Source organism: Nocardiopsis sp. NPDC055879, from assembly GCF_053615935.1.
Window position 1 is genome coordinate 42,690 of sequence record NZ_JBSHCT010000016.1, and the last position, 21,849, is coordinate 64,538.

Annotated in this window: 17 protein-coding genes and 1 pseudogene; 16 read left to right on the plus strand and 2 right to left on the minus strand. The window is 71.3% G+C overall.

The features are described from left to right. From ACWGKS_RS19700 to ACWGKS_RS19760, 13 genes and pseudogenes are all read left to right on the plus strand, one after another. Positions 1-600, plus strand: a pseudogene (locus tag ACWGKS_RS19700) (saccharopine dehydrogenase NADP-binding domain-containing protein); the annotation flags it as partial. After that, complete coding sequence (locus ACWGKS_RS19705) at positions 597-1,715, plus strand: Gfo/Idh/MocA family oxidoreductase (RefSeq protein WP_358505359.1); 1,119 nt, start codon at positions 597-599, stop codon at positions 1,713-1,715. The pseudogene ACWGKS_RS19700 and the gene ACWGKS_RS19705, both read left to right, overlap by 4 nt. After that, positions 1,712-2,491, plus strand: a complete 780-nt coding sequence (locus ACWGKS_RS19710) for a thioesterase II family protein (protein ID WP_358505356.1) — start codon at positions 1,712-1,714, stop codon at positions 2,489-2,491. The genes ACWGKS_RS19705 and ACWGKS_RS19710 overlap by 4 nt, the downstream gene beginning before the upstream one ends. 37 nt (positions 2,492-2,528) lie before the next feature. After that, positions 2,529-3,299: a class I SAM-dependent methyltransferase gene (locus ACWGKS_RS19715; protein WP_358505441.1), complete on the plus strand. Its 771-nt coding sequence runs from the start codon at positions 2,529-2,531 to the stop codon at positions 3,297-3,299. Further along, entirely contained in the window at positions 3,296-5,131 is a 1,836-nt protein-coding gene (locus ACWGKS_RS19720) for an ABC transporter ATP-binding protein (protein ID WP_358505353.1), read from the plus strand. Before ACWGKS_RS19715 ends, ACWGKS_RS19720 begins: the two co-directional genes overlap by 4 nt. After that, positions 5,128-6,927, plus strand: a complete 1,800-nt coding sequence (locus tag ACWGKS_RS19725) for an ABC transporter ATP-binding protein (protein ID WP_358505350.1) — start codon at positions 5,128-5,130, stop codon at positions 6,925-6,927. Before ACWGKS_RS19720 ends, ACWGKS_RS19725 begins: the two co-directional genes overlap by 4 nt. Next, positions 6,908-8,167: a cytochrome P450 gene (locus ACWGKS_RS19730; RefSeq protein ID WP_358505347.1), complete on the plus strand. Its 1,260-nt coding sequence runs from the start codon at positions 6,908-6,910 to the stop codon at positions 8,165-8,167. Before ACWGKS_RS19725 ends, ACWGKS_RS19730 begins: the two co-directional genes overlap by 20 nt. Further along, entirely contained in the window at positions 8,161-8,382 is a 222-nt protein-coding gene (locus ACWGKS_RS19735; RefSeq protein WP_358505344.1) for a ferredoxin, read from the plus strand. Before ACWGKS_RS19730 ends, ACWGKS_RS19735 begins: the two co-directional genes overlap by 7 nt. Before the next feature lie 81 nt (positions 8,383-8,463). Then, on the plus strand, positions 8,464-9,975 hold the full coding sequence (locus tag ACWGKS_RS19740) for an ABC transporter substrate-binding protein (RefSeq protein ID WP_358505341.1): 1,512 nt from the start codon (positions 8,464-8,466) through the stop codon (positions 9,973-9,975). After that, a complete protein-coding gene (locus tag ACWGKS_RS19745; RefSeq protein ID WP_358505338.1) occupies positions 9,975-10,973 on the plus strand; it encodes an ABC transporter permease in 999 nt (332 codons plus the stop codon). Before ACWGKS_RS19740 ends, ACWGKS_RS19745 begins: the two co-directional genes overlap by 1 nt. Further along, positions 10,970-11,791 (plus strand): ABC transporter permease, encoded by an 822-nt coding sequence (locus ACWGKS_RS19750; RefSeq protein ID WP_358505335.1) that lies wholly within the window; start codon positions 10,970-10,972, stop codon positions 11,789-11,791. The genes ACWGKS_RS19745 and ACWGKS_RS19750 overlap by 4 nt, the downstream gene beginning before the upstream one ends. Next, on the plus strand, positions 11,784-13,196 hold the full coding sequence (locus ACWGKS_RS19755) for an ABC transporter ATP-binding protein (RefSeq protein ID WP_358505332.1): 1,413 nt from the start codon (positions 11,784-11,786) through the stop codon (positions 13,194-13,196). Before ACWGKS_RS19750 ends, ACWGKS_RS19755 begins: the two co-directional genes overlap by 8 nt. A 306-nt stretch (positions 13,197-13,502) precedes the next feature. Beyond that, complete coding sequence (locus ACWGKS_RS19760; RefSeq protein ID WP_358505329.1) at positions 13,503-14,105, plus strand: DUF4352 domain-containing protein; 603 nt, start codon at positions 13,503-13,505, stop codon at positions 14,103-14,105. A 73-nt stretch (positions 14,106-14,178) separates the two neighbouring features. On the opposite strand, the gene ACWGKS_RS19765 is transcribed toward ACWGKS_RS19760, so the two are convergent. Continuing rightward, on the minus strand, positions 14,179-16,242 hold the full coding sequence (locus ACWGKS_RS19765; RefSeq protein ID WP_358505326.1) for an N-6 DNA methylase: 2,064 nt from the start codon (positions 16,240-16,242) through the stop codon (positions 14,179-14,181). A 430-nt stretch (positions 16,243-16,672) separates the two neighbouring features. Here ACWGKS_RS19765 and ACWGKS_RS19770 point away from each other — a divergent pair, with 430 nt between their 5' ends. Together ACWGKS_RS19770 and ACWGKS_RS19775 are read left to right on the plus strand one after the other, a co-directional pair. Beyond that, positions 16,673-17,110 (plus strand): YchJ family protein, encoded by a 438-nt coding sequence (locus tag ACWGKS_RS19770; RefSeq protein ID WP_358505323.1) that lies wholly within the window; start codon positions 16,673-16,675, stop codon positions 17,108-17,110. A 198-nt stretch (positions 17,111-17,308) separates the two neighbouring features. Then, positions 17,309-18,259, plus strand: coding sequence for a hypothetical protein (locus ACWGKS_RS19775; protein ID WP_358505320.1), 951 nt, complete (start codon positions 17,309-17,311; stop codon positions 18,257-18,259). Positions 18,260-18,263: 4 nt separating this feature from the next. Here the strand turns inward: ACWGKS_RS19775 and ACWGKS_RS19780 are convergent, their stop codons facing one another. Beyond that, positions 18,264-19,616, minus strand: a complete 1,353-nt coding sequence (locus ACWGKS_RS19780) for a hypothetical protein (RefSeq protein WP_358505317.1) — start codon at positions 19,614-19,616, stop codon at positions 18,264-18,266. A gap of 247 nt (positions 19,617-19,863) precedes the next feature. Between ACWGKS_RS19780 and ACWGKS_RS19785 the strand changes: the two genes are divergently transcribed. Then, positions 19,864-21,732, plus strand: a complete 1,869-nt coding sequence (locus ACWGKS_RS19785) for a hypothetical protein (RefSeq protein ID WP_452523470.1) — start codon at positions 19,864-19,866, stop codon at positions 21,730-21,732. Positions 21,733-21,849: the final 117 nt, after the last annotated feature.

A 21,849-nucleotide genomic window follows, 5' to 3' on the forward strand; every position in this document is an offset into this window, starting at 1 on the left:
CCCGGGGCGAGCGCCTCGGAAGCGGTGTTCGGGCACCCACTGTCGGCCTGGCGGGACGGAGCCGTCGTGGAAGGCGCCCTACGCGCCCGGGAAGGGGCCCGTGTCCCGCACTTCCCGGGAACCGCCTTCGTCCAGCCCTTCCTGACCGGCGAGGCCCACAGACTGGCCGACGCGATGGGACTCCACCGGCTGGACTGGTACAACGTCCACCCCGGCGAACGGACCAGGGCCGTGCTCACCTCGGCGGTGGGCCGGGCCGACGCCGGACCCGAGACGGCCGAGCGCCTGCGCCGCGCGGCCGACCTGGACCTGATCGGGAACACGCCCTACTACCAATTGGTCTATTCGTTGATCGACGGTGCCGGTGCACCGCACACCCTCCTCGCCCGCTTCACCGACAGCTACCGGATGACGGGCCGGGTCGGGGCCGCCGCGACCGCCGCGGTGGTCCAGGGCCGAACACCGGTCGGGGTCCATCACGCGGCCGACGTACTCGCCCCCGAACCCACGGTCGCGACCCTCTTCCACGGGGACGGGGACGCGGTACTGCACCTGTGGCGGGGCGCCGCGACCGCCGACCTGGAGGAGGGCGCCCTGTGAGCGGAACACCTCTGCGCGTCGTCGTCTGCGGCACCGGGTTCGGACGCTTCTACGTCCGGGCACTGCAAGGCATGCCGGACACCTTCCGGTTGAGCGGACTGCTCACTCGGGGAGGGGAGTACTCGCGCCGCTACGCCGAGGAACTCGGGGTACCCCTGTACACCCGCCCCGACCGGCTCCCCGACGACATCGACGCGGCCTGCGTGGTCGTCGGATCGGCGGTGTCCGGGGGAGCGGGCGGTGAACTCGCCCGCGCCCTCCTCGAACGCGGCCTCCACGTCATCCAAGAGCACCCGGTCCACCACGACGAACTGGCCGCAGCCCTGCGCCTGGCCCGACGCAACAGGGCGGTCTATCACCTCAACCCCTTCTATCACCACGTGGAGCCGGTCCGCCGGTTCCTGACGGCCGCCCGTGCCCTGCGCGGAAACGGCCCCTTCCTGTTCATCGACGCCACCTCCGCGATCCAGGTGCTCTACCCGCTCCTGGACATCCTGGCCCGGGCCCTGGGCGGACCCCGGCCGTGGGCCCTGGGCCACCCGCTCCAGGCCGACCCCGGGGTGACGGCCCTGGCGGCGCATGCCCAGCCCTACCGCGTCCTTCAGGCGACCGTGGCCGGGGTCCCGCTCACCCTGCGGGTACAGAACCAGCTGGACCCCTCGGACGGGGACAACCACGCGCTGCTCTGGCACCGCCTCGCCCTGGGCACCGAGGACGGGGTCCTCACCCTCGCCGACACCCACGGCCCCGTGCTGTGGCACCCCCGGCTGTACGCGCCCCGCGACGAGCACGGCCGACTCCTCACCACCGGACCGGGGACCGAACACCTGGACCGACCGGCGACCTCGCCCCTGGCGGGCACCGCGGCCCCCACCCACCGGGAGGTCTTCGACCTCCTGTGGCCCCGAGCCCTGGAACGGGCGCTGACCGATTTCGCCGCCGACGTCCGAGCCGGGACCGACTCGATGCCCCGGGGCCAATTCGACCTCGGCGTGTGCCGCCTGTGGCACGACACCACCACCCGGTTGGGACGCCCGGAGATCATCCGCCCCGACCCGCCCCGCCCGACGACCACCGACGAACCGGGCCGCACCGCCCTGGAGGAGACCCCGTGAGCACCGCCCATCCCTGGCTGCGCCGCTTCCGTCCCCGCCCCGCCGCCCGTCTCAGACTGGTGTGCCTGCCCCACGCGGGCGGAGGCGCCAACGCCTACCGCTCCTGGGTCTCGGTCCTACCGCACACCGTCGACCTGGTGTGCGTGCAGTACCCCGGCAGGGAGGACCGTTTCGGGGAGGAACCCGTTGACGACATGGCCGCCGTGGTCGAGGCCGTGACCCAGGAGCTCGCACCGCTCCTGGACCGCCCCTACCTCGTCTTCGGCCACAGCATGGGGTCCGCCGTCGCCTACGAACTGGCCCGCGCGCTGCGCGACGGGGGCCACCCCGAGCCCGAACGGCTGATCGCCTCGGGCCGCAGGGCACCCGCCGACGCGCCGCCAGGACGGGTCCACCTGGCCGATGACGACGCCCTCGTCGAGGAACTCCTCCGGTTGGGCGGCACCGACCGCGAGGTGCTGGCCGAACCCACCCTGCGGGAGGCCGTGCTCTCCTACGTGCGCAACGACTACCGGCTCATCGAGCGGTACAGACCGTTCCCGAGACCACCCCTCGGCTGCCCGGTCAGCGTCTTCCTCGGCCGGGACGACCCCGAGGTCGACGCGGACCTGGCCCGGCGCTGGTCGCAGACCACGACCGGAAGCGTCGACGTACGGGTCTTCCCCGGAGACCACTTCTACCTCGCTCCGCAACGGGAGCAGGTGGTCTCGGCCCTGCTCAACCGGGTCGACCCCTCCCTGTCCCGCGGCTCGGGAACCTGGCCCAGCACACCTTGATCCGACACGCGGGACCACTCGGGTCCGAGCCGTGCGTATGCGAACCCCCACTCTCCTTCTCCTGGAGGACACGATTCCAGCCATCGACCACTACTCACCGGCCGCCGAGTTCTTCGACCTCGTGGGCCATCGCCACATGGCCACCAGCACACCCGTGCTGCGTTCGGTCCTGACCGGCCTGGACACCGGCCACGGTCCCGTCGTCGACATCGGCGCGGGCACCGGTCTGGTCACCGCCGTCATCGCCGAGATCCTGCCCACGGCGCGTATTCACGCGGCCGAGCCCTCGCCGAACATGCGGGCGATACTCACCAGCCGGGTGTTCTCCGACCCCGACCTGCGCCGGCGGGTCACCGTCCTACCCGAACCGGCGCAGGAGATACCGCTGCCCGACTCCATCTCGGCGGCGGTGGTCTTCGGGGTGGCCGGCCACATCCCCCGAGCGGAGCGCGAGGAGCTATGGCGGCGACTGGCCGACCGCCTGCCCCCTGGTGGGATCGTGCTCGTCGAGCTCATGGGTGTGGACACGCCCCGCTCCATCCCCTACGTGCGCATGTGCCGTGAGCCCCTCGGCGACCAGGTCTACGAGTGGTGGATCTCCGGTGAACCGGTCGGCCCGCAGACCATGCGCTGGCGCACCCAATGGCGGGTCTTCCGCGACGGCGAACAGGTGCGCACCGTCGACGACGAATACGACTGGGAGACCTTCGGGGTCGACCGGCTGGCGGAGGAGTCCGGGCTGACCTTCAGGCCTCTGCCGGGCGGCGGGCGCGAGGCCACCCCGGAGATCGGAGTGCTGGTCAAATGAGTCGGACCCAGACCAAGACCGCACCGAACGGCGAGGTCGGGCCGAAGGCGGCGCAACAGCGGTCGCCTTCGCCGTTGCGGACCCTGCTCCGGCCCATCAAGGGGCGGATCCGGACCGCGGTGGTGCTCCAGGGACTGGCATCGGCGCTGGGGCTCGTCCCGCTGATCTGTCTGGTCGAACTCGCACGTGTGTTCTCGGCCGACGGCACGGTGGACATCGCACGCGTGTGGCTCCTCGTCGGCATCGCCGTGGGCGCCTCGGTCGCCGCGCCGGCCGCGGGCACGGCCTCCACCCTGGTCGGTCACCTGGCCGACAACGACATGCAACTGTCGGTCCGCCGAGCCCTGGCCCACCGCATGTCCCGGGTCCCCCTGGGCTGGTTCACCGGCCGAGGGTCGGGCCGGGTCAAGAAGGCCGTGCACGACGACATCGAGGACGTCCACTCACTGGTCGCGCACACCCTGCCCGACCTGGCCTCGGTCGTCACCGTGCCGCTGGTCGCCCTGGTCTACCTGTTCACCGTGGACTGGCGGCTGGCCCTGGTGTCGGTCCTGCTGGTGGCGGCGGGGATCTTCCTGTTCTCTCGGGCCATGGCCGGGGGCATGGCGAAGATGGCCCGGTACGCCGAGGCGATGAACCGGATCAACTCCTCCGCCGTGGAGTTCGTGGACGGCATCCAGGTGGTCAAGCACTTCGGTGGCCACCGGCGCGCCCACGAGCGCTTCACCCGCGCCGCCGACGACTTCGCGGACTTCTTCCTGAACTGGTCACGCAGCACCACCCCCGTCACGGTCGGATCCTTCCTGCTGCTGTCGGCGCCCATGGCCACCGTGGTCACCGTGCTCGCGGGGGTGGGGTTCGCCCTCGCCGGATGGACCGAACCGGTTTCGATCGTGGCCTTCGCCCTGCTGGCCCCGGCCCTGTGCGCGCCGATGAACGTGATCGGCTCCCGGGTACAGCAGACCCAGGCGGCCGGGGCCGCGGCCGGGCGGGTGACGGCCCTGCTCGACACCCCGACCCTGCACCGGGGGCAGGAGGAACCGCCGCTGGAACCCCGTGTGGTCTTCGACGGCGTGTCCTTCTCCTACACCGACCGCACCGACGACGCGGCGGCCGACGAGACAACGCAGGAGGGCCCTCGGGCCCTGACCGAAGTGGACCTGGTCCTGGAACCGGGCACCGTGACCGCCCTGGTGGGCCCCTCGGGCGCGGGCAAGAGCACCCTGGCCGCCCTGCTCGCCCGCTTCCACGACGCCGACGCCGGGTCGATCACCGTGGGCGGGGTCGACATCCGCGAGATCGCCGACCTCTACCGCACCGTCGGCTTCGTCCTGCAGGACGTCCGCCTGCTCGGGGAGACGGTCGCCGACAACATCGCCCTGGGGCGCCCCGGAGCCACCCGCGAGGAGATCGAGGCCGCCGCACGCGCGGCACAGATCGCCGACCGGATCGAGGACCTGCCGCGGGGTTACGACTCCGTGGTCGGGGAGGACGCCGACCTCTCCGGTGGCGAGGCCCAACGCGTCTCCATCGCCCGCGCCCTGCTCGCCGACACCCCCGTCCTGGTCCTGGACGAGGCCACCGCGGCCGTGGACCCGGTCTCGGAGGCGGCCATCCAGGACGCGCTCAGCGAACTCGCCCGCGGCCGCACGGTCCTGGTGGTGGCCCACCGACTGACCACCGTCACCGGCGTGGATCGGATCGCGGTCATGGACGCGGGCCGGGCGGTGGAGACCGGAACCCACGACGAACTCCTGGCCCGGGGCGGCCGTTACGCCCGACTCTGGCGCGCCCAGGCACACCGACGAGACGAACCGGGAGCAGACCAGTGATCCGCGCTTTCCTCAGGGCCCTGGGACCGGAACAGGCCGGTCCCGTGAAGAGGAGTCTGGCCCTGACCACCGTCGTCTCGGCGTTGCAGGGGCTGGTCTTCGCCCTGCTGGTGACCGTGATGACCGAACTCCTGCGGGAGGGCCCCCGAGCAGCCCTGGGCTGGGCGGCGGCCCTGGCCCTGGCCACCCTGGTCTACGCCCTGCTGCGCACCCTCAGCCTCTTCGTCAACTTCCGGGTGGGCGGGGCGATCTCCCGTGGTCTGCACCACCGCATCGGGGAGCACCTGGTCCGGTTGCCCCTGGGCTGGTTCACCGGGAACCGCGTGGGCGAGCTCAACCGGGTCGTCACCGAGGGGGTGTCCCGCAGCACCAACGTGCCCGTGCACATCTACCCACCGCTGGCCGACGCCGTGGTCACGCCCGTCGTGGCGGTGTCGGCACTGTTCGTCTGGGACTGGCGGATCGCCCTGGCCGCCGCGGCCTGCCTGCCCGTGGTGTGGATGGTCTTCGTCCTGTCCAATGACGCGGTGGGGCGCAACGACGCCGCCCGGGACGTGGTCTCGGACGAGGCCGCCTCCCGGGTCCTGGAGTACGCCAGGTCCCAACCGGTGTTGCGGGCCTTCGGCCGCACCGAACAGGGCGGGCAGAGCCTGGACCGGGCCCTGACCGCCGAACACGGTGCCGCGCGCCGCCTGCTGCTGCGCGTCGTCCCGGTGATGTCGGCGTACTCCTTCACGGTTCGGCTGATGTTCGCGCTGCTCGTGGTGTGCGCGGTCGTGCTCGTCCTGGACGGCGGACTCGACCCCGCCCTGGCAGTGGCCCTGCTGGTGCTGGTGGCCCGGTTCACCCACCCCCTGGCCACGGCCGCCGACCAGGGCGCCGCCCTGCGCATGGCCACCAACCAACTCGACCGGATCAACACCGTCCTGGACGCCAGGCCCCTCCCCGAACCGGAGTCGCCGCTCCCGCCGCGGGGAGCGGTCGTGGAGTTCGACGACGTCACCTTCGCCTACGACCGCAAGGACGACACCCCCGCGTTGGACGGGGCCACCCTGCGCGCCGAACCCGGAACCCTCACCGCTCTGATCGGACCCTCCGGGTCCGGCAAGACCACGGTGGCCCGCCTGCTCGCCCGCTTTCACGACGCCGACCGCGGCCGGGTCCGCCTCGGCGGGGTCGACGTCCGGGACATCGGCGGCGAGGAACTCTCTCGGCACGTGGCCCTGGTCTTCCAGGACGTGTACCTCTTCGACGCCACCGTCGCCGAGAACCTGCGTCTGGCCGCCCCCGACGCCACCGACGAACAGCTCGACCGGGTGGCGGCGCTGTCCGGGCTCGACACGGTCCTGTCCGACCTGCCCAAGGGCTGGGACACCAGGGTCGGGGAGGGCGGAACCGCACTGTCCGGCGGGCAGAAACAGCGGATCTCCATCGCGCGGGCCCTGCTCAAGGACGCGCCGGTCATCGTCCTGGACGAGGCCTCCTCGGCCCTGGACGCCGAGAACGAGGCGCTGGTGACACGGACAGCCGTCGAACTCGCCCGGGAGCGCACCGTGCTGGTCATCGCCCACCGCCCCGCCACCGTGGCCGCCGCCGACCAGGTCGTCTTCCTCGAAGGGGGCCGCGTCGTGGAGTCCGGAACCCCGGACGAACTCCTCGAACGGGGAGGGCGGCACGCCGATTTCGTCCGGAGCCGTGAACGCGCCCTCGGCTGGCGCCTGACCGCCTCGGACATCACGACCCCTCCCACCTCCGCCACCACGAAAGGCCATGAGAATGACCAGGCCCGCACCTGAACCCTCCACCGACCCCATCGCCGCCACCGCCGCCGAACCCGCCCGGACCCACGAAGACACGCCCTTCCCCCTGGTCCGCTCCTGCCCCTTCACCCCTCCCGGTGACTACGCCGGGATGCGCGAGCGATCCGAGCTGACCCGCGCCCGGATCCCCAGCGGCAAACGGCCGTGGCTGGTGACCCGTTACGAGGACGTGCGCGCGGCCCTGTCCCACCCGGCCGCGAGCTCCGACGCCCGCCATCCCGCCTTCCCCGCGCTCGGGGACGGGGAACAGGCCGTCGCCGCCGAACTGCGCCCCTTCATCCGGATGGATCCGCCCGACCACACCCGTGTGCGCCGCATGCTCGTCGGGGAGTTCACCGTCCGTCGGGTGCGCGCGATGCGTCCGGCGATCGAGGCCGTGTGCGCCGAACAGGTCGAATACCTGCTCGGCCGCCAGACCCCGGCGGACCTGGTCGCCGACTACGCCAACCGGGTGTCCACCACCGTCATCTGCCGGCTCCTCGGTGTCCCCTTGGAGGACCTGGAGTTCTTCCGGCGCATCACCTCGATCTCGGGCAGCCGGGACAGCACCGCCGAAGAGGTCAACGCAGCCCTGGGTGAACTGTTCGGCCTGATCGACCGGCTCATCGACGACAAGTCGAAGGACCCCCAGGACGACCTGATCAGCCGCCTGGCCACCGGGCCCCTGGCCCGAGGCGAGATCACCCGGCACTCCCTGCTGTCCCAGATCGGCATCACCCTCAACGCCGGGCACGAGACCTCCCGCAACATGATCCCGCTGGCCGCGCTGGCCCTGCTCGAACACCCCGACCAGTCGGCCCTCATGCGTGAGGACCCCGACCTGTGGCCGGGCGCGGTGGACGAACTGCTGCGCTACCTGTCCGTGGCCGACGTGATCACCCTGCGAGTGGCCACCGAGGACATCCCCCTGAGCACGGGCACCATCCCCGCGGGCGACGGCTACATCGCCCTGCTCGGCGCCGCCGACCACGACCCCGAGGCCTTCCCCGAACCCGAGCGCCTGGACGTGCGGCGCCCGCAGCGCAACCACGTCGCCTTCGGCTACGGCACCCACCAGTGCGTGGGTCAGAACCTGGGCCGCCTGGAGATCGAGGTCGCCCTGCGCGTGCTGTTCGATCGCGTCCCCACCCTGAGGTCCGAACTGGCCCTGGCCGACCTGCCCGCCCGCTCCTCCTCGGCGATCTTCGGGCTGGACGAGGTCCCGGTCTCATGGTGACGCCCGCCGGTTCCGCCCCGCGCCTGACCGCGGACCGTGAGGTCTGCGCGGGCGCGGGCCAGCGCGTGCGCGCCGCACCGGACCTGTTCGACCAGGACGACGAAGGCCTGGTGGTCCTGCTCCGCGCCGACGTGCCTCCCGAAGCGCGCGAACGCACCCTGACCGCGGTGGACTGGTGCCCCTCGGGCGCCGTCACCGTCCATGAACCCTCCTGAGCCCGCTTTCCAGAACCACGGGTCGCAAGACACCTCACGGGGCCGTGCCGACCACGGCCCCGCCCCGAGAAAGGCCGAACGATGAGACGACGATTCCTGCCGGTGGGCGCCCTCGTGGTGCTCCTGGCGGCCACCGCCTGTGGTGGCGGCGAAGGCGACCAGGCCTCCGCCGACGGCGACACCCTGCGCTACGCCGCGGTGGGCGCCCCGGCGGCCACCACCCATGACCCGCACGGACGCGTCGGCAACGAGTCCGACTACCTGCGGTTCGCCATGCTCTACGACGTACTGACCGTGACCGACGAGAACGGGGCCGTCCAGCCCCGCCTGGCCGAGTCATGGGAACCCGACAGTGACGACCTGGACCGGTGGACCATCGCCCTGCGCGACGACGCCGTCTTCTCCGACGGCGAGCCGGTCACCGCCCACGACGTCCTGTTCTCCCTGGAGCGCATCCAGGGCAAGGGCGCCGAGAACAACGGCCGCCTGTCCATGTTCGATCTGGAGTCCTCCTCCGTCGTGGACGAGCACACCCTCGAACTGGTCACCCACCAGCCCTACGCGGAGGTCGGCGTCGCCCTGGCCTCCCTGACCTTCGTGGTGCCCGAGGGCAGTGACGACATCACCGAACCCGTGATCGGCTCCGGCCCCTTCCAACTGGCCGAACACGACGACACCACCGCCGTCCTGAACCGGCACGAGGGCTGGTGGGGTGCGGCACCCGACTACGACACACTCCAGATCAGCGCCATATCCGATCCGGGCGCGCGGGCCGACGCGGTGGCCTCGGGACAGGCGGATATCGCCGCAAGCGTGGCGCCCACCAGTGCCCGGCAGTACGAGGAGGACGACTCCGTCCAGGTGGTCACCCGGCCCGGGGGAGTGAACTACCCGTTGGTCATGGATCTGGGCAGCGAACCCTTCGACGACCCCGGCGTGCGCGAGGCCGTCAAGCTCGCCCTCGATCGGGAACAGCTCGTCGAGACGGTCTTCCTCGGTTACGGGAAGCCCGGCGCCGACCTGCTCAATCCCGATGAACCCTTCGCCCCGCAGGTGGAGCCGGTCCAACGCGACCTGGAGCGCGCCCGCGAACTGTTGGAGGAGGCCGGGCACGGGGACGGGGTCGAACTCACCCTGCACGCGACCAACTCCTATCCCGGTATGGAGGAGACCGCGACCCTGGCCGCAGAACAGCTGGCCGAGGCGGGCATCGACGTCCGGATCGAGATCGGACCGCCCGACACCTACTGGGCCGAGGTGTGGAACGTCGAACCGCTCTACCTCAACAGCCTCGGCGGGAACGGGTTCGTGGACTTCGCACGGATGGCCCTGGTGTCCGACGGCCCCATCAACGAGACCGGCTGGAACGAACCCGATTGGGACGCCGACTTCGCCGATGCGCTGGCCACCGCCGACGACGACGAGCGGCACGCCCTGCTGGCCGATCTCCAGCAGCGGGTCGCCGACGATGGCGGCTACGTGGTCTGGGGCACCGGAGACGGTATCGACCTGGCCGCCCCCGGTGTGAGCGGCCTGCCCACAGGTCCCGGCTTCCACCGTCTGTTCATCGAACAGGTCGAGGCCACCGGCTGATGCCCGACCCCGAGATCGCCCCCGCGGTGGCCCTTCCACGCTCACGGAGGGCCGCCGTGGGGGCCTCGTTCCTGTTCTCCCTGGTCCGGGCGGCGCTGCTACTGGGCCTGGTCTCGGTAGCGGTCTTCACCGCGACCGAACTCCTTCCCGGCGACGCCGCCGACCTGCGGGCCTCACCCGGGGCCGACGAGGAACAGGTACGACACCTACGGCAGGATCTGGGACTGGACGTCGAGCCCTGGCGGCGTTACCTGGACTGGGTCGGTGCCCTGCTCAGCGGGGATCTGGGAACATCCCTGGTCAACGGTCGCCCTGTCGCCGATGCCCTCGCCCAAAGGCTGCCCGCCACCCTCGCCGTCGTGGCGGGAGCCCTGGTGATCGCCGTCCCCGCGTCCCTGGCCCTGGCCTGGTGGGCGGGGACGACACGGAGAGGACGCCGGTTGCCCACCGCTGTTCTGACGGGGGGCGCCGCGGTTCCCATGGCGGTCGTGGCGGCGGCCTCGGCCGCGCTGTTCTCGGGCCATCTCGGGCTGGTGCCACCGGTGTCCCTGCTTCCTCCCGGTGCCATCCCCTGGCACCACCCGGACCTGCTCTTCCTTCCGGTGACGTCCATGGCGCTGCCCACCGCGTTCTTCGGCGGGAGCCTCCTGTCGGGTTCGGTCGCCGACACCGTGCGCATGCCCCATGTGGTCGACGCCCGGCGCAGGGGCGTGCCCCCGTGGCGAATCGCACTGGTGGACGTCCTTCCCTTCCTCCTGGCCCCTTTCGCCCGGGTCGTGGCGGTCTCCGCGGGCGGCCTGATCGCCGCCGCGACCGTGGTGGAGGCCCTCTTCGGGTACCCCGGCATGGGCTCGCTCCTGGTATCGGCCATCTCCGCACGAGATCTACCCGTCGTGCAGGCCACGGCCGTGCTCGCCGCCGCGATCGTGCTGCTGGGACTGGCACTCGGAGACCTGTCGGCGGCCCTGACCGAACCCGAACACGGGAGGGCGACATGAGAAGGCTGTTGGTGCCGTTGTCACTTGTCGTGGCCGTGGCCCTGGTGCTCTGCGGTGGTTGGTGGGCGCCCTACGACCCGAACTCCACGGCCGGCGCACCCTGGCAATCGCCCGACTCCACGTACCTGCTCGGGACCGACGCCCTGGGACGGGACGTGTGGTCCCGGGTCCTGGCCGGGGGAGGCCCACTGCTGACCGTCTCGGTGGTGGCCGCCGTGTGCGCCTCCGCCATCGGCATCGCGGGTGGTCTGGTGGCGGGATGGTCCGGCGGGTTCGTCGCCCGCCTGCTCACCGCCTGCGCGGACCTGCTCCTGGCCCTACCATCCCTGTTGCTGGCCCTGGTGGCGGCGATCGCCCTGCCCTGGCAACCGGCGGTCGTCGTGGCGACGGTGTGCGGCGGCGCCCCACTCACCCTGAGGGTGGTGCGCGACGCCGTTCGCTCCATCCGCTCCTCCGGGTACGTGGAAGCGGCCCTCCTGCGTGGCGAGCACACGGCCTCGGTGCTGCTCCGTGAGGTGTTTCCGGCCATGCGCGGACTGGTCTCCGCCGACCTGGGGCTGCGCCTGGTGGTGGCGATCCAGGTCTGCGCGGCACTCGGCGTCCTGGGGCTGGGCGCGGCCCCGCCCACACCGGACTGGGCTCTCATGCTGAGGGAGAACATGACCGGGGTGGCGAGCAACCCGTGGGCGGTGGCCGCACCCGCGATCGCACTCGGTGCCACGACGCTGCTGTTCGCACTCGCCGCCCGACCGACCTCCCAGGAACACGATGACCGCCGTCCGGGAAGGGCGGATCGGGAGGAGATGAACCATGCCTGAGGGACTGGACGTGGAAGCACTACTGGTCGAGGACACTCGGGGCCGAGTGGTCGTCGGGCCCGTGGACCTGCGGATCCCCGACGGCGGGGTGATGGCGGTCATGGGGCCTTCCGGCAGCGGCAAGACCAGCGCACTCCTCGCGGCGCTCGACGCCCTGCCCGTGGGGCTGGTCCGCCGGTCCGGACACGTCCGGTGGCGGGGAGCCCCGGTGCCCCGGGGACGGGGCGGCCGGCGCCGGCGCCTGACCAGGGTGGGGATCCTCGGTCAAGATCCCGCGTCGGACCTGCACCCCTTGCGGTCGGTGGCCTCCCTCGTGGCCGACGCGCTGCCCCTGGGACCACGCCGGGAGAACACGGAGAAGGTGTGCGTGACCCTCACCCGACTGGGACTGGACGCCGAGGCCCTGTGGCGTCGGCGTCCGCGCGAGCTCTCCGGCGGCCAGGCCCAAAGGGTGGCCCTGGCTCGCGCGATCGTCGGTGACCCCGAACTCCTCGTGCTGGACGAGCCCACCAGCGGCCTGGATCCCGCCACGGTCGAACTCGTGCTCGACGTGCTGGAGCAACGGCGAGGACGCCCGAACCGAGTCACCGTGGTGATCACCCATGACCGGGGGTTCGCCGCCCGAGTCGCCGATGTCCTCATCGACATCGATGAGCCCGGGGTCGACCGCCGGAGTGTCACCGGTGTCCCGGCCTCCCGACCCCCGCACGGCCCCCCGCTCCTCGGACTCCACGGGATCCGCCTCATCGGACCGGACGGTCGAGAGCTGCTCGGGGAATCGGACCTGACCGTCCGATCAGGGGAGGCGGTCGCCGTCCTGGGGCCCTCTGGGAGCGGCAAATCCACACTGCTCAGGAGCCTTGCCGGGCTCCATCCCCCGGCGAGGGGTTCGTTCTCACTGGACGGCCGACCCCTCCCCGCCAGGTACACGGACCGCACTCGGGAGTCACTGAGAGCCGTCCAACCGGTCGGCCAGAACCCTGTCGGAGTCCTGAACCCCGCCCAGCGCGTCGGAACGGCACTGGCACGCCCGGCCATGGTGCTCCGGGGCCTGACACGAGAACAGGCCGCGGCGGAGGTCCCCGAACTCCTGGGACGGGTAGGCCTGCCCGCGGAGACCGCACGTGCCTACCCCGGCCGGCTCTCGGGCGGCCAACGGCAGCGCGTGGCGATCGCCCGCGCCCTGGCCGCGCGTCCGCGGGTGTTGTTGGCCGACGAGGTGTCCGCGGCCCTGGATACCGCGAGCACGCGTACGGTCCTGGATCTGCTGGACACCCTGCGCGCGCGGGAGGGCCTGGCCGTTGTCATGGTCACGCACGATCGAGACGTCGCCGCCCGCGCGGACCGCGTCCTCACCCTTGATCCGGAACGCCGGGCACTCCTGCCCGCCTCGCCTCGAACGTGACGGAGGCTCCGGGCGTGCAGGGGCCCGCCTGCCTTCGTCCACACCAGGCGGAGCGATGACGTCGAAGTCCCGGACGACCCGGTCCCGACCCGGGGTCCGGTAGGGATGACGGTGATGAGTTTGTTCCGAGGTGTGAAACAGGCTCCTTGTTGATGGTTGGTCTAGTTCACACTCAATCGTGTATGGTGTGAGTGTCTTCGGGTTGATTCAGAGCTCCGGAGACCCTTCTCCCGTTGCGCGCCGAACCGCCCGGTTCGGTGTTCACCCCCACGGCCTCGTCGCCACCGCACAGACCCGGAGCCCACCATGACCCAGCCTCAGCAGCCGTTCCAGCCCCAGCCGCCCTACCGGCCGATGCCGCCGAAGCAGGGCATGTCCACCGGCAAGAGGTTCGGCCTGGGCTGTGGAGCGTTCCTGATCCTGCTCTTCCTGATGGGCGGCTGCGTGGCCGTCCTATCCTCAGGTTCCGACGGTTCCGGTGCCTCGCAAGACGCCTCGCAGGACACCTCGGAGCAGACTGAGGAAACGACCGAAGCGGAGGTCGATGAGGCCGCGGAGGAGCCTGTCGCGGAGGAGCCCGTCGCGCTGACCGCCGAGGTCACCGACTTCGTGCCGAGCATTCTGCACGACGGCGGCGACTACACCAGCGTGCACGTCACCATCGAGAACAACGGTGACGAGGCCATCGATGTCAACCCGTTGTACTTCGCGATCGTCGCCGACGACGGCACCAAGAAGGACACGACCAGCGCCCTGGGCATGTCCGAGTCCCAGATCGACACCGTGACGCTCGACTCCGGACAGCGCGCCGAGGGCGTGATCACCGCCGAGGGCGCCTTCACCCCGGCCTCCGTCGAGTTCGAGGAGACCCTCGGCCTGGGCGTGACCATCACCGCCGACGTCGGCTGAACACCACCACACCCTTGAGACGACACGTGGGCCCGACCCCCGGAAAGGTGGTCGGGCCCTCGTCGGCGGCGAACTAATGCCGGGTCGTCCGGTCGGTGGTGAGCTCCACGGCCAGATCGACGGCCTGGTCGGCCAGTTCCGTGCCCAGTTCCTGTAGCTCCCGTAGCGCCCGACGGAACCGTTCGACCCGACGGAAACGCTCCCCGTGGGCGCGTTGCTCCTGGATGGACAGCACGGGCAGACGGAATCGCTGCGGTTCCAACCGGAGGGAGCCGCGCATGCTGCTGCTCACCCGGGCGATGTGTCCGCGCTCGGCCTCACTGCTGACGAAACCCGCGAGGAACCAGGGGTCCACGGCCGCCGGGTTGGTGCTCACCACGTACAACCCGCCGTGGAGGTGGGCCCCGGCGTCCTCGGCGGTGACCACCCGGGCCAGCGGGCGTTCGGTGACCACGGGGATGACCACATCGCCCTCCCGCAACGGTGGGTTGCGCATGGGGTCGGCGTCCACGCGTTCGGTCCGGGTCGCCGGCGTCCCGCGCATCACGTCCTGTGGCGTCAGCACCCGCGCTTGGACCTGTGGACCGCCCTCCTCCTCGGGGCGACGGACACGGTGACGCCGGATGGTGACCGAACCGGCCTTGGCCAGTTCTCCCAGGGTGACGACCGGGGTGGGCGCGGCCTCGGGCAGGGTTTCGGGGACCTCCGGAAGCAGTGACCGCAGCGACCGCAGCGACCGTTCCATCTCGGTGCGTCGCCGGGCGAACAGGCCGAGGTCTCGGGCGCTCGAACGGGGTAGGGGCAGATGGCGGCGGGGAGTGAGGTCGATCTCCTCGTCGAGCAGCTCCACCGGTTCCACGGCCCGCGCCGCCCCCGGAACCTCCTTGAAACCCTCCGGGGAGTCGCGGAAGTCCTCCCAGAGCCCGCGGATCCGGCCGATCACGTCCTCGGGGCGTTCCACCCGGGCGGGGTCGGCCGGCTCGGTGTCCACCAACAACAAAGGGGTGGGTGTCGTCGTCTCGTCGGTTCGGCGCAGCACCCACAGCTGTAGCGGGACGGCGTAGTGCGCGGCGAAACCGGCGGGCAGCGACACCACCGCGAGGAACGCGCCGGACCGCAACAGCGAACGGCGGATCCGCCGTCCGGAAGGACGTTGGGCCGCGGCCGGGGGCATCAACAGCACGGCGGTGCCGCCCGGTCGCAGTTGGGACAACGAGTGCTGCACCCAGGCCAGATCGGATTCCAGCCGAGGCGGTAGCCCGTGCACCCACCGCGGATCCTCGACCAGGTCCTCCACACCCCAGTTGCGTTCACCGAACGGGGGAGCGGTGACCACCGAGTCGGCCGGATCCGAGGTGAAGGCCGGTTCGCGAAGGGCATCGCCGACCCGCAGTTCGACCCGTTCGTCCAGGGCGTCGTCGAAGGCCAGGCGCAGCGCGGTCAGCCACAGTGCCGACCGGTCCCGGTCCTGGGCGCGCAACGGTGCGTTCCCGGCGCGGGCCCCCGCCACCAGGATCTCACCCCCACCACAGGCGGGGTCGGTCAGCGCGCCGCCTCCGGCGAGGTGGACCATCAAGGCGGCCAGGTCCGGTGGGAGGTTGTGCGAACCGGCGGGGGAGCGTTGCTCCGACCTTCGGCTCATACGCTCCAGCACCGGAGCGGGTCCGCTCTCGGCGACGGCGCGCACGGTCGTCTCCACCAGGGCGGGGAGCAGTGCTTCGGGGACCCGGGCGGGCCGATGGTCGGCCAGGCAGGCCGAACCGGAGGCGCGCAACCGTGTCTCGAAGCCGTCCAGGGCCGCGGTCACCAACACGGCCGGGTCATCGGAGGGGATCGCGGGGTGGTCGCGCAGGTGCAGGGCCAGCGCGCCCACCAACCCGAGGAGGTCCTCTACGGGAGCGGAACCGCGCAGGGAGTCCACCACCTGCCACAGCCGTTGGTCGGGGTCGATGGTGGGAACGCTGCGGTGGGTGGACAACCACTCCTCGATCTCCGCCAGGTCGAAGCGGGGGCTGCGGTCGGTGCCGCCGACGGGGGTGGGGAAGTCGTCGTGGCGTCGACGCCAGTTGCTGACCGCTGTCGGTTTGACCCCGGCGATACGGGCGATGTCGGCGGAGCTCACCTCCACGTTGTCCATGTTCCCAACCCTTCCTGGCCGACGGTCGGACCGACTATACACATGTCCTCACGCCTGGACGCGGAAGCGCTCATCCGTGAGTGGTTGGGCGACTTCACAGGCCAGACCTGGTGTGGAGGACGCGGGATGGCACACCCCGCAGGGCCGAACGGTGATGCCCGGGTGCCGGAAGCGGACATCCCGCGTGTTTCGTTCCACCGGTCAGGTTGGGTATCAACCCGGGGGATGGACATGGACTACGCCCACGTGTACGCGCTCCCGATCCCTCAACCGCGCCCTGCCCCCGACGACGGTCCGCCGCCGCGATGGTTGCCGCCACCTCCACCGCGCCGCCCGGGCGACAGCGGAGCCTGACCCCTCCGTCCGAACCGTCCGACCCGATTCCCCTCGATCGGGCCGGGCGGTGTTCCCGGCACACCAGAATGGACACATGGCCCAGCAGCGATCCCGCCGTTCACGGCGCTCCACCACCCCGCGAGCCCTGCCCACCGATGCGCCCTGCCCGTGCGGCCGGGACGAGAAGTACGACGCCTGTTGCGGTCGTCTGCACGCCGGTACGGCCCGTGCGACCACCGCCGAGAACCTCATGCGCTCGCGCTACAGCGCCTTCGTCGTGGGCGACGAGGACTATCTCCTGCGCTCTTGGGATCCCACCACCCGCCCCCGGCGCGTGGGACTGGACCCCGACACCGAGTGGACGGGGCTGGAGATCCTGCGAACGAGTGCGGGGACCCCCTTCCACACGGAGGGCACCGTCGAGTTCCGCGCCCACTACAAGGAGGACGGCCAGGACGGCGAGCTGCGCGAGCACAGCCGCTTCCGCCGCCACGAGGGCGAATGGGTCTACCTGGACGCCCTCGCCGACTGACCCCTTCCCGCGACCGAACGGACGCACGGAAATGGGCCCGACACCGAACCGGCCCCGGCGCGCACCGCCCCACACCGTGTGCGGCCGGCCGCCTCTCCGATGTCTCCGAAGGGGCGCCGGCCCGCGCGATGCGTGCGAAGTCGGACACGCGCGGTAGGAAGGTCGGGCCACGGTACCCCCAACGCTTCGGAGCACCCGATGACCGAATCACCGCAGGGCGCGACGCCGCCCATGATCCGGCAGCAGCAGACCGTCGAGGAGATCGCCCGCGGACTGGTCGAGATCATGCCCGAGGACTGGCAGAACGTCGTATACCTGACACGTCGGGTGGGTGGCTTCACCTACGAGGACCTCGTCGCGGTGAGCACCGACGGCACGGTGCGCGAGTTCGTCCCACCCGAGCCGGTCCGGGTGTCGGCCACGCGACTGAAGGACCTGGGCGAGAAACCGGGAGCGGGCACCTGGTTCGAGGCGCGGATCTCGGTGGAGGTCTCCGGGCGTTTTCGGGCCGAGTACGAATATGACGAGGTGGCGTTGCCCAACGGGCTCGCGCCCCTGGCCTACGCCCAGGAGATGCGCCGCTACCCGCGCGTCCCGCAGGAGACCCCCGGCTGGATGCGTGCCCACCTGGAACAGGCCCGGACGTTCGACCTGGGTCCCGTCCACGCCGATTTCGGGGCCGTCCTGGTGCGGGCCTATCAGGAGGAGGGCCTGCCGATCGAGTACCTGCCGCCCACCAGCGTGCGGATCCTCCTCCCCGAGTACGGCGCCTTCGCGCCCAGCGACATGGTGGAGACCTTCGAGCGGGCCGTGGTCGCGACCACGGACCGGTGGCCCCGCATCGCGGCGGGCGTGGCTCGGCTCACCGCGCGGAACGCCCGCCGACAGGGGCTGATCGCGGCGCCCGACGATACCGCCATGGCCGCGCTTCGCCGGGCCTTCGCCGGGTACGGGACACAGATCGCCTTCCGTGGCACCGACACACTGCTCGTCCCCCTGCCGAGCGGGCGTAACGCGACCACGGACATCACCGGGTTCCGCGCCGCCATGGAAGGGCACCTGCCCGAACACATCGCCTACCACGCCGACGTGCTCGCCCGGCAGATGAGCGAACAGATCGCCCGCGCGATCGCCGAGGGGAAGGCCTGACCCCTCACTGTTCCATGGGCCGCCCGAACGCCCGAAGCCGATCGGCCAGCTCCGCGGCCCGGGCCGCGGCTTCGGCGAGCGGGTGGTGACGGGCCAACGCGTCCAAGACCGTCAGGGCGTCGGGGTGCGCCCCGAGTACGACCGGATCGGCGTCCACCAACAGCAATCGGTGCACGTCGGGGCTGTCCTTCGCGGTCAGAAAAGAGGTCGGTCCCGAACCGTCGGAGGGCATCGCCGCGGCCACCATGTCGATCACCACCCATGGTCCGTACTGGGCCAACAGTCGATCGATGCCGCGCTGGTCCAGCATGCCGGAGGAGAGCAGGACCATCGCGGCCAGGCAGGCTTCCGTGCTGTGCGGGGAGGCCAACAGGACGCGCAGCCGCGGTGCGAGTTCGGAACTGGTGGTGTTGAGCACTTGGGCGGCCACCCAACGGCGCAGTGCCAGCCCGGGCCCCCGTACCACCTCGGTGATCTGGCGCAGGGCCTCCTCCGGGCCACGCCGGTCCAACCACCGCGCGGCCTCCGGCGAGCGCTCCTCGAAGGGCAGCACGGCCAGGGCGTCCAGGAATCGGGAGGCGCACGCCTCGGCGAGGGTGTCCACGATGGGCGCGTGGATCCCCACCTCCAGGAGTAACCGGCGCACCCCGTGGCGACCCAACGCGGTGAGTTCGACGGTGCAACGGTCCACGCTCTCGTCCTCGGGAGCGTGGTCCAACACCACGGCCCCGGTATCGGAGAGCTGCCACAACACGTTCAGGAGCAGATCGGTGGTGTGGGGCGTAGCGGTGGCGGCGGTGCGAGGAACCGGTCTGGACAAGGCCTCCAACGCCAGGGTGTCCAGGTCGGGCCGATGTCCGTCGGGAGCCTCGTACAGGAACCGCAACACCTCCGGGAGCAGATCGGGGCCGGTGGTGCCGGGCACGGGATCGCGAGGACGGGACAGGTCGCCTCGGGCGTGCGCGATGGTGTGCTCGAACTCGTGGAACCACCACTCCAAAACCTGTTCGGGGTCGCGCACCCGATGTTCCAGGTCGGGAGCGGGACGGGCCAGGGAATCGTCGATGCTGACCAGCCCCAGACGCAACGCGGCGGACCAGGGCACCACGAAGTGGGCGACATCGGCGACCGAGTGCAGCGCACCGAGCCAGATCACCCGTTGATCCAGATGACCGGGCAGGTCGTGCGGCCACAGAGAGAAGCGGGAGATCGCCGCCCGGGCGTCATCGATGCCGGGGACCCCACCGGAGGTGACCGGGGTGGCGGGGGCGCTCCAGCGGGCGAGACTCAGGGCGTCGCACAACAATGGGGAGTCCAGAGCCATGCGGGCCAGGACGTCGGTCGGTGGCAGCGACACGGGCCTGGCGGACAGGGGAGGTCGTCCCCGCCGTGACGGTTCGTGAGAGGGCATGTCCGGCCCCGTTTCCAGCATCGGGTGTGAGTGTGAGCGAGGGTGACCCCTTACTACCGTTCCACGCCGGTCCGGTGGAGTGGTTTCCCGCAGATCGGTACGAAGCCGGGAGCGAGGGGACCCGTGTCCGGGTTGTCCACAGACCGGGAAATCATCGGTGCGCGTGGGCACGACGAACCCTAAAGTTGAAACCATGGACCGACTCGCCGCGTTGGACGCCCACCTTCGCACCATGCCGCCGGAACGGGTCGCGGACATCTTGTCCACCATCCCCGACGGCGCCGTCCGCTACCGGACGGCCACCCCCGACACCCTGCTCGACCTGATCATGATCCTGGCCTTGCGGCCCACGGTCTTCGAACGACTGCCCCTGCCCCACCACCAGATCCTGCGAGCGGTGGTCGCGGTCGCCGAGAACGCGCAGGAGCTGCTTCCGGGCGGGCCGGAGGGCGGCTGGCCGCGCAGACGGAGATCCCTCGCCCAGGACCCGTTCCTCCTGGGGCCGGTCGACCACGAGGCCCTGCTGGCCAAGGTGGACGCCGACAGCCCCGGGTTGGCCAGGATGCGCGCGGAGGAATGCGTGTCCGACCTCTTGGACCTGGCGATCCTGTGGCCGGACGGTGATGGTGGCTACCACCTGCCCGACGACGCCGGATACCAATTCGGCATGCGAGGTTACCCCTGGTCGGTCGAGGAGGCCCTGGACAGATACGGCCTGGCGACGTTGCGCCGGATGGCCTTGGCGTTGGGACTCGATCCCACCGGGGACTGGTGGGAACTGAGGAAAACGTTGGCGGACGCGCTCACCGACGAACAAAGGGTGGTGTCCCTGGTACGCGATGCGCCGCACGAGGTGCGGCACCGGATCCTGCAGCTGACCTTCTTCTCCGATCAGGTGGAGATCGCCCGGACCCACCTGGCGTGGGGCATGGACCTACCGGTGGACGGAACGGGCGACGACGAACAGGACTGGCTGCTGGAGCACGGGTTGCTGCTGCCGACCGATTACGAGACCGACGACGCCCGCGTCTTCGAGGTCGCGCGCGAAGTGGCCCTGACGATCCGGCGCTCCTTCCCACACCGGTTCGATCCGGCCCCGCCACAGGTCATGGGGCCCCCGGCCGAGGGGATGCCGCAGGGACGTGGACCCGGTGCGGTGGAGGAGCTCTCCCGGGAGGCGCTCACCTTCCTGGCGGGGGCGGACACCCGACTGGTGGCCGCTCTCACCGAACGCCCCGGGAGGTTGCGTCGTGACGGTCACCTGGCGGTGCCGTCGCGACGCAGGCTCACCAAGGCGGTGGGCGGGAACGAGGACCTGGCCAGAACCTGGCTGGAGGTGGGAGCCCGGACCGGGTTGTTGATCGCCGAGAACGATCACGTCACCCTCTCCGACCAGGCCCGAGCATGGTCGGCCGCCGCCCCGGAGGTGCGCCTGGTGGCGCTCCTGGAGGGCTGGGCCCGGCGCGCGGAGGACGGCCTGTGGTGGCCCACCGACGACGAACCCGTGTCCTCCGGGGCAGTGGAGGAGGGCGCCGACGCCCGCAGCAGATGGGCCGTGGTGTGCGCACTGACGCACGTGCCGGACGGAATCACCCTGGGCATCGACGGCGCGCGGGCCACACGGGATCTGGCCGAGGAGGACAAGAAGGCAACGGGAACCGAGTGGCTGCTCTCCGCCGCGCACTGGTACCAGCCCTTGACCGCCGTCGATCCCGAACATGAGTTCCGGGTCCTGCGAGCCTTCCGCGAAGCCGAGTTCCTGGGGGTGGTGTGCGTCGGCGCGGCCACCCGTGTGGGTCGCGCGCTCTCCCAACGGATCCGCTCGGCTCCACGGGTCGAGGATGATCCGGGAGAAGGGGTCCTGGCGGCGGTTCGGGAGACCCTCGGCCTGGGAGCACCGGAACCGGGGGAGAGCTGGGGCGGACCCCTGGACCTGGTCGGTCCGGAACACGCCCGCCACCGAGAGCTGACCCGGTGGGCCCGAGAACTGTTCGGGCGGCCCTGGACGTCAGGGCGGGGCGACGCCGATTCCTTCGGGGCGGACCCGGGGAAGAACGAGTAAGCGTCCCGGTCGGGAGGGCGCGCACAGGAGAGTCGAACGGCCGACCGGGGTTTATGAGGATCCCCACCGAGATCGGGCGGATGATCGGCGTGTACGACGGCCGGTTCCGGGTACCCG

Bases quoted from the DNA above. Each gene is read 5' to 3' on its own strand.
- ACWGKS_RS19715 (WP_358505441.1), top strand. From the start codon at position 2,529: ATGCGAACCCCCACTCTCCTTCTCCTGGAGGACACGATTCCAGCCATC.
- ACWGKS_RS19720 (WP_358505353.1), top strand. From the start codon at position 3,296: ATGAGTCGGACCCAGACCAAGACCGCACCGAACGGCGAGGTCGGGCCG.
- ACWGKS_RS19730 (WP_358505347.1), top strand. From the start codon at position 6,908: ATGACCAGGCCCGCACCTGAACCCTCCACCGACCCCATCGCCGCCACC.
- ACWGKS_RS19735 (WP_358505344.1), top strand. From the start codon at position 8,161: ATGGTGACGCCCGCCGGTTCCGCCCCGCGCCTGACCGCGGACCGTGAG.
- ACWGKS_RS19740 (WP_358505341.1), top strand. From the start codon at position 8,464: ATGAGACGACGATTCCTGCCGGTGGGCGCCCTCGTGGTGCTCCTGGCG.
- ACWGKS_RS19745 (WP_358505338.1), top strand. From the start codon at position 9,975: ATGCCCGACCCCGAGATCGCCCCCGCGGTGGCCCTTCCACGCTCACGG.
- ACWGKS_RS19750 (WP_358505335.1), top strand. From the start codon at position 10,970: ATGAGAAGGCTGTTGGTGCCGTTGTCACTTGTCGTGGCCGTGGCCCTG.
- ACWGKS_RS19755 (WP_358505332.1), top strand. From the start codon at position 11,784: ATGCCTGAGGGACTGGACGTGGAAGCACTACTGGTCGAGGACACTCGG.
- ACWGKS_RS19760 (WP_358505329.1), top strand. From the start codon at position 13,503: ATGACCCAGCCTCAGCAGCCGTTCCAGCCCCAGCCGCCCTACCGGCCG.
- ACWGKS_RS19765 (WP_358505326.1), bottom strand. From the start codon at position 16,242: ATGGACAACGTGGAGGTGAGCTCCGCCGACATCGCCCGTATCGCCGGG.
- ACWGKS_RS19770 (WP_358505323.1), top strand. From the start codon at position 16,673: ATGGCCCAGCAGCGATCCCGCCGTTCACGGCGCTCCACCACCCCGCGA.
- ACWGKS_RS19775 (WP_358505320.1), top strand. From the start codon at position 17,309: ATGACCGAATCACCGCAGGGCGCGACGCCGCCCATGATCCGGCAGCAG.
- ACWGKS_RS19785 (WP_452523470.1), top strand. From the start codon at position 19,864: ATGGACCGACTCGCCGCGTTGGACGCCCACCTTCGCACCATGCCGCCG.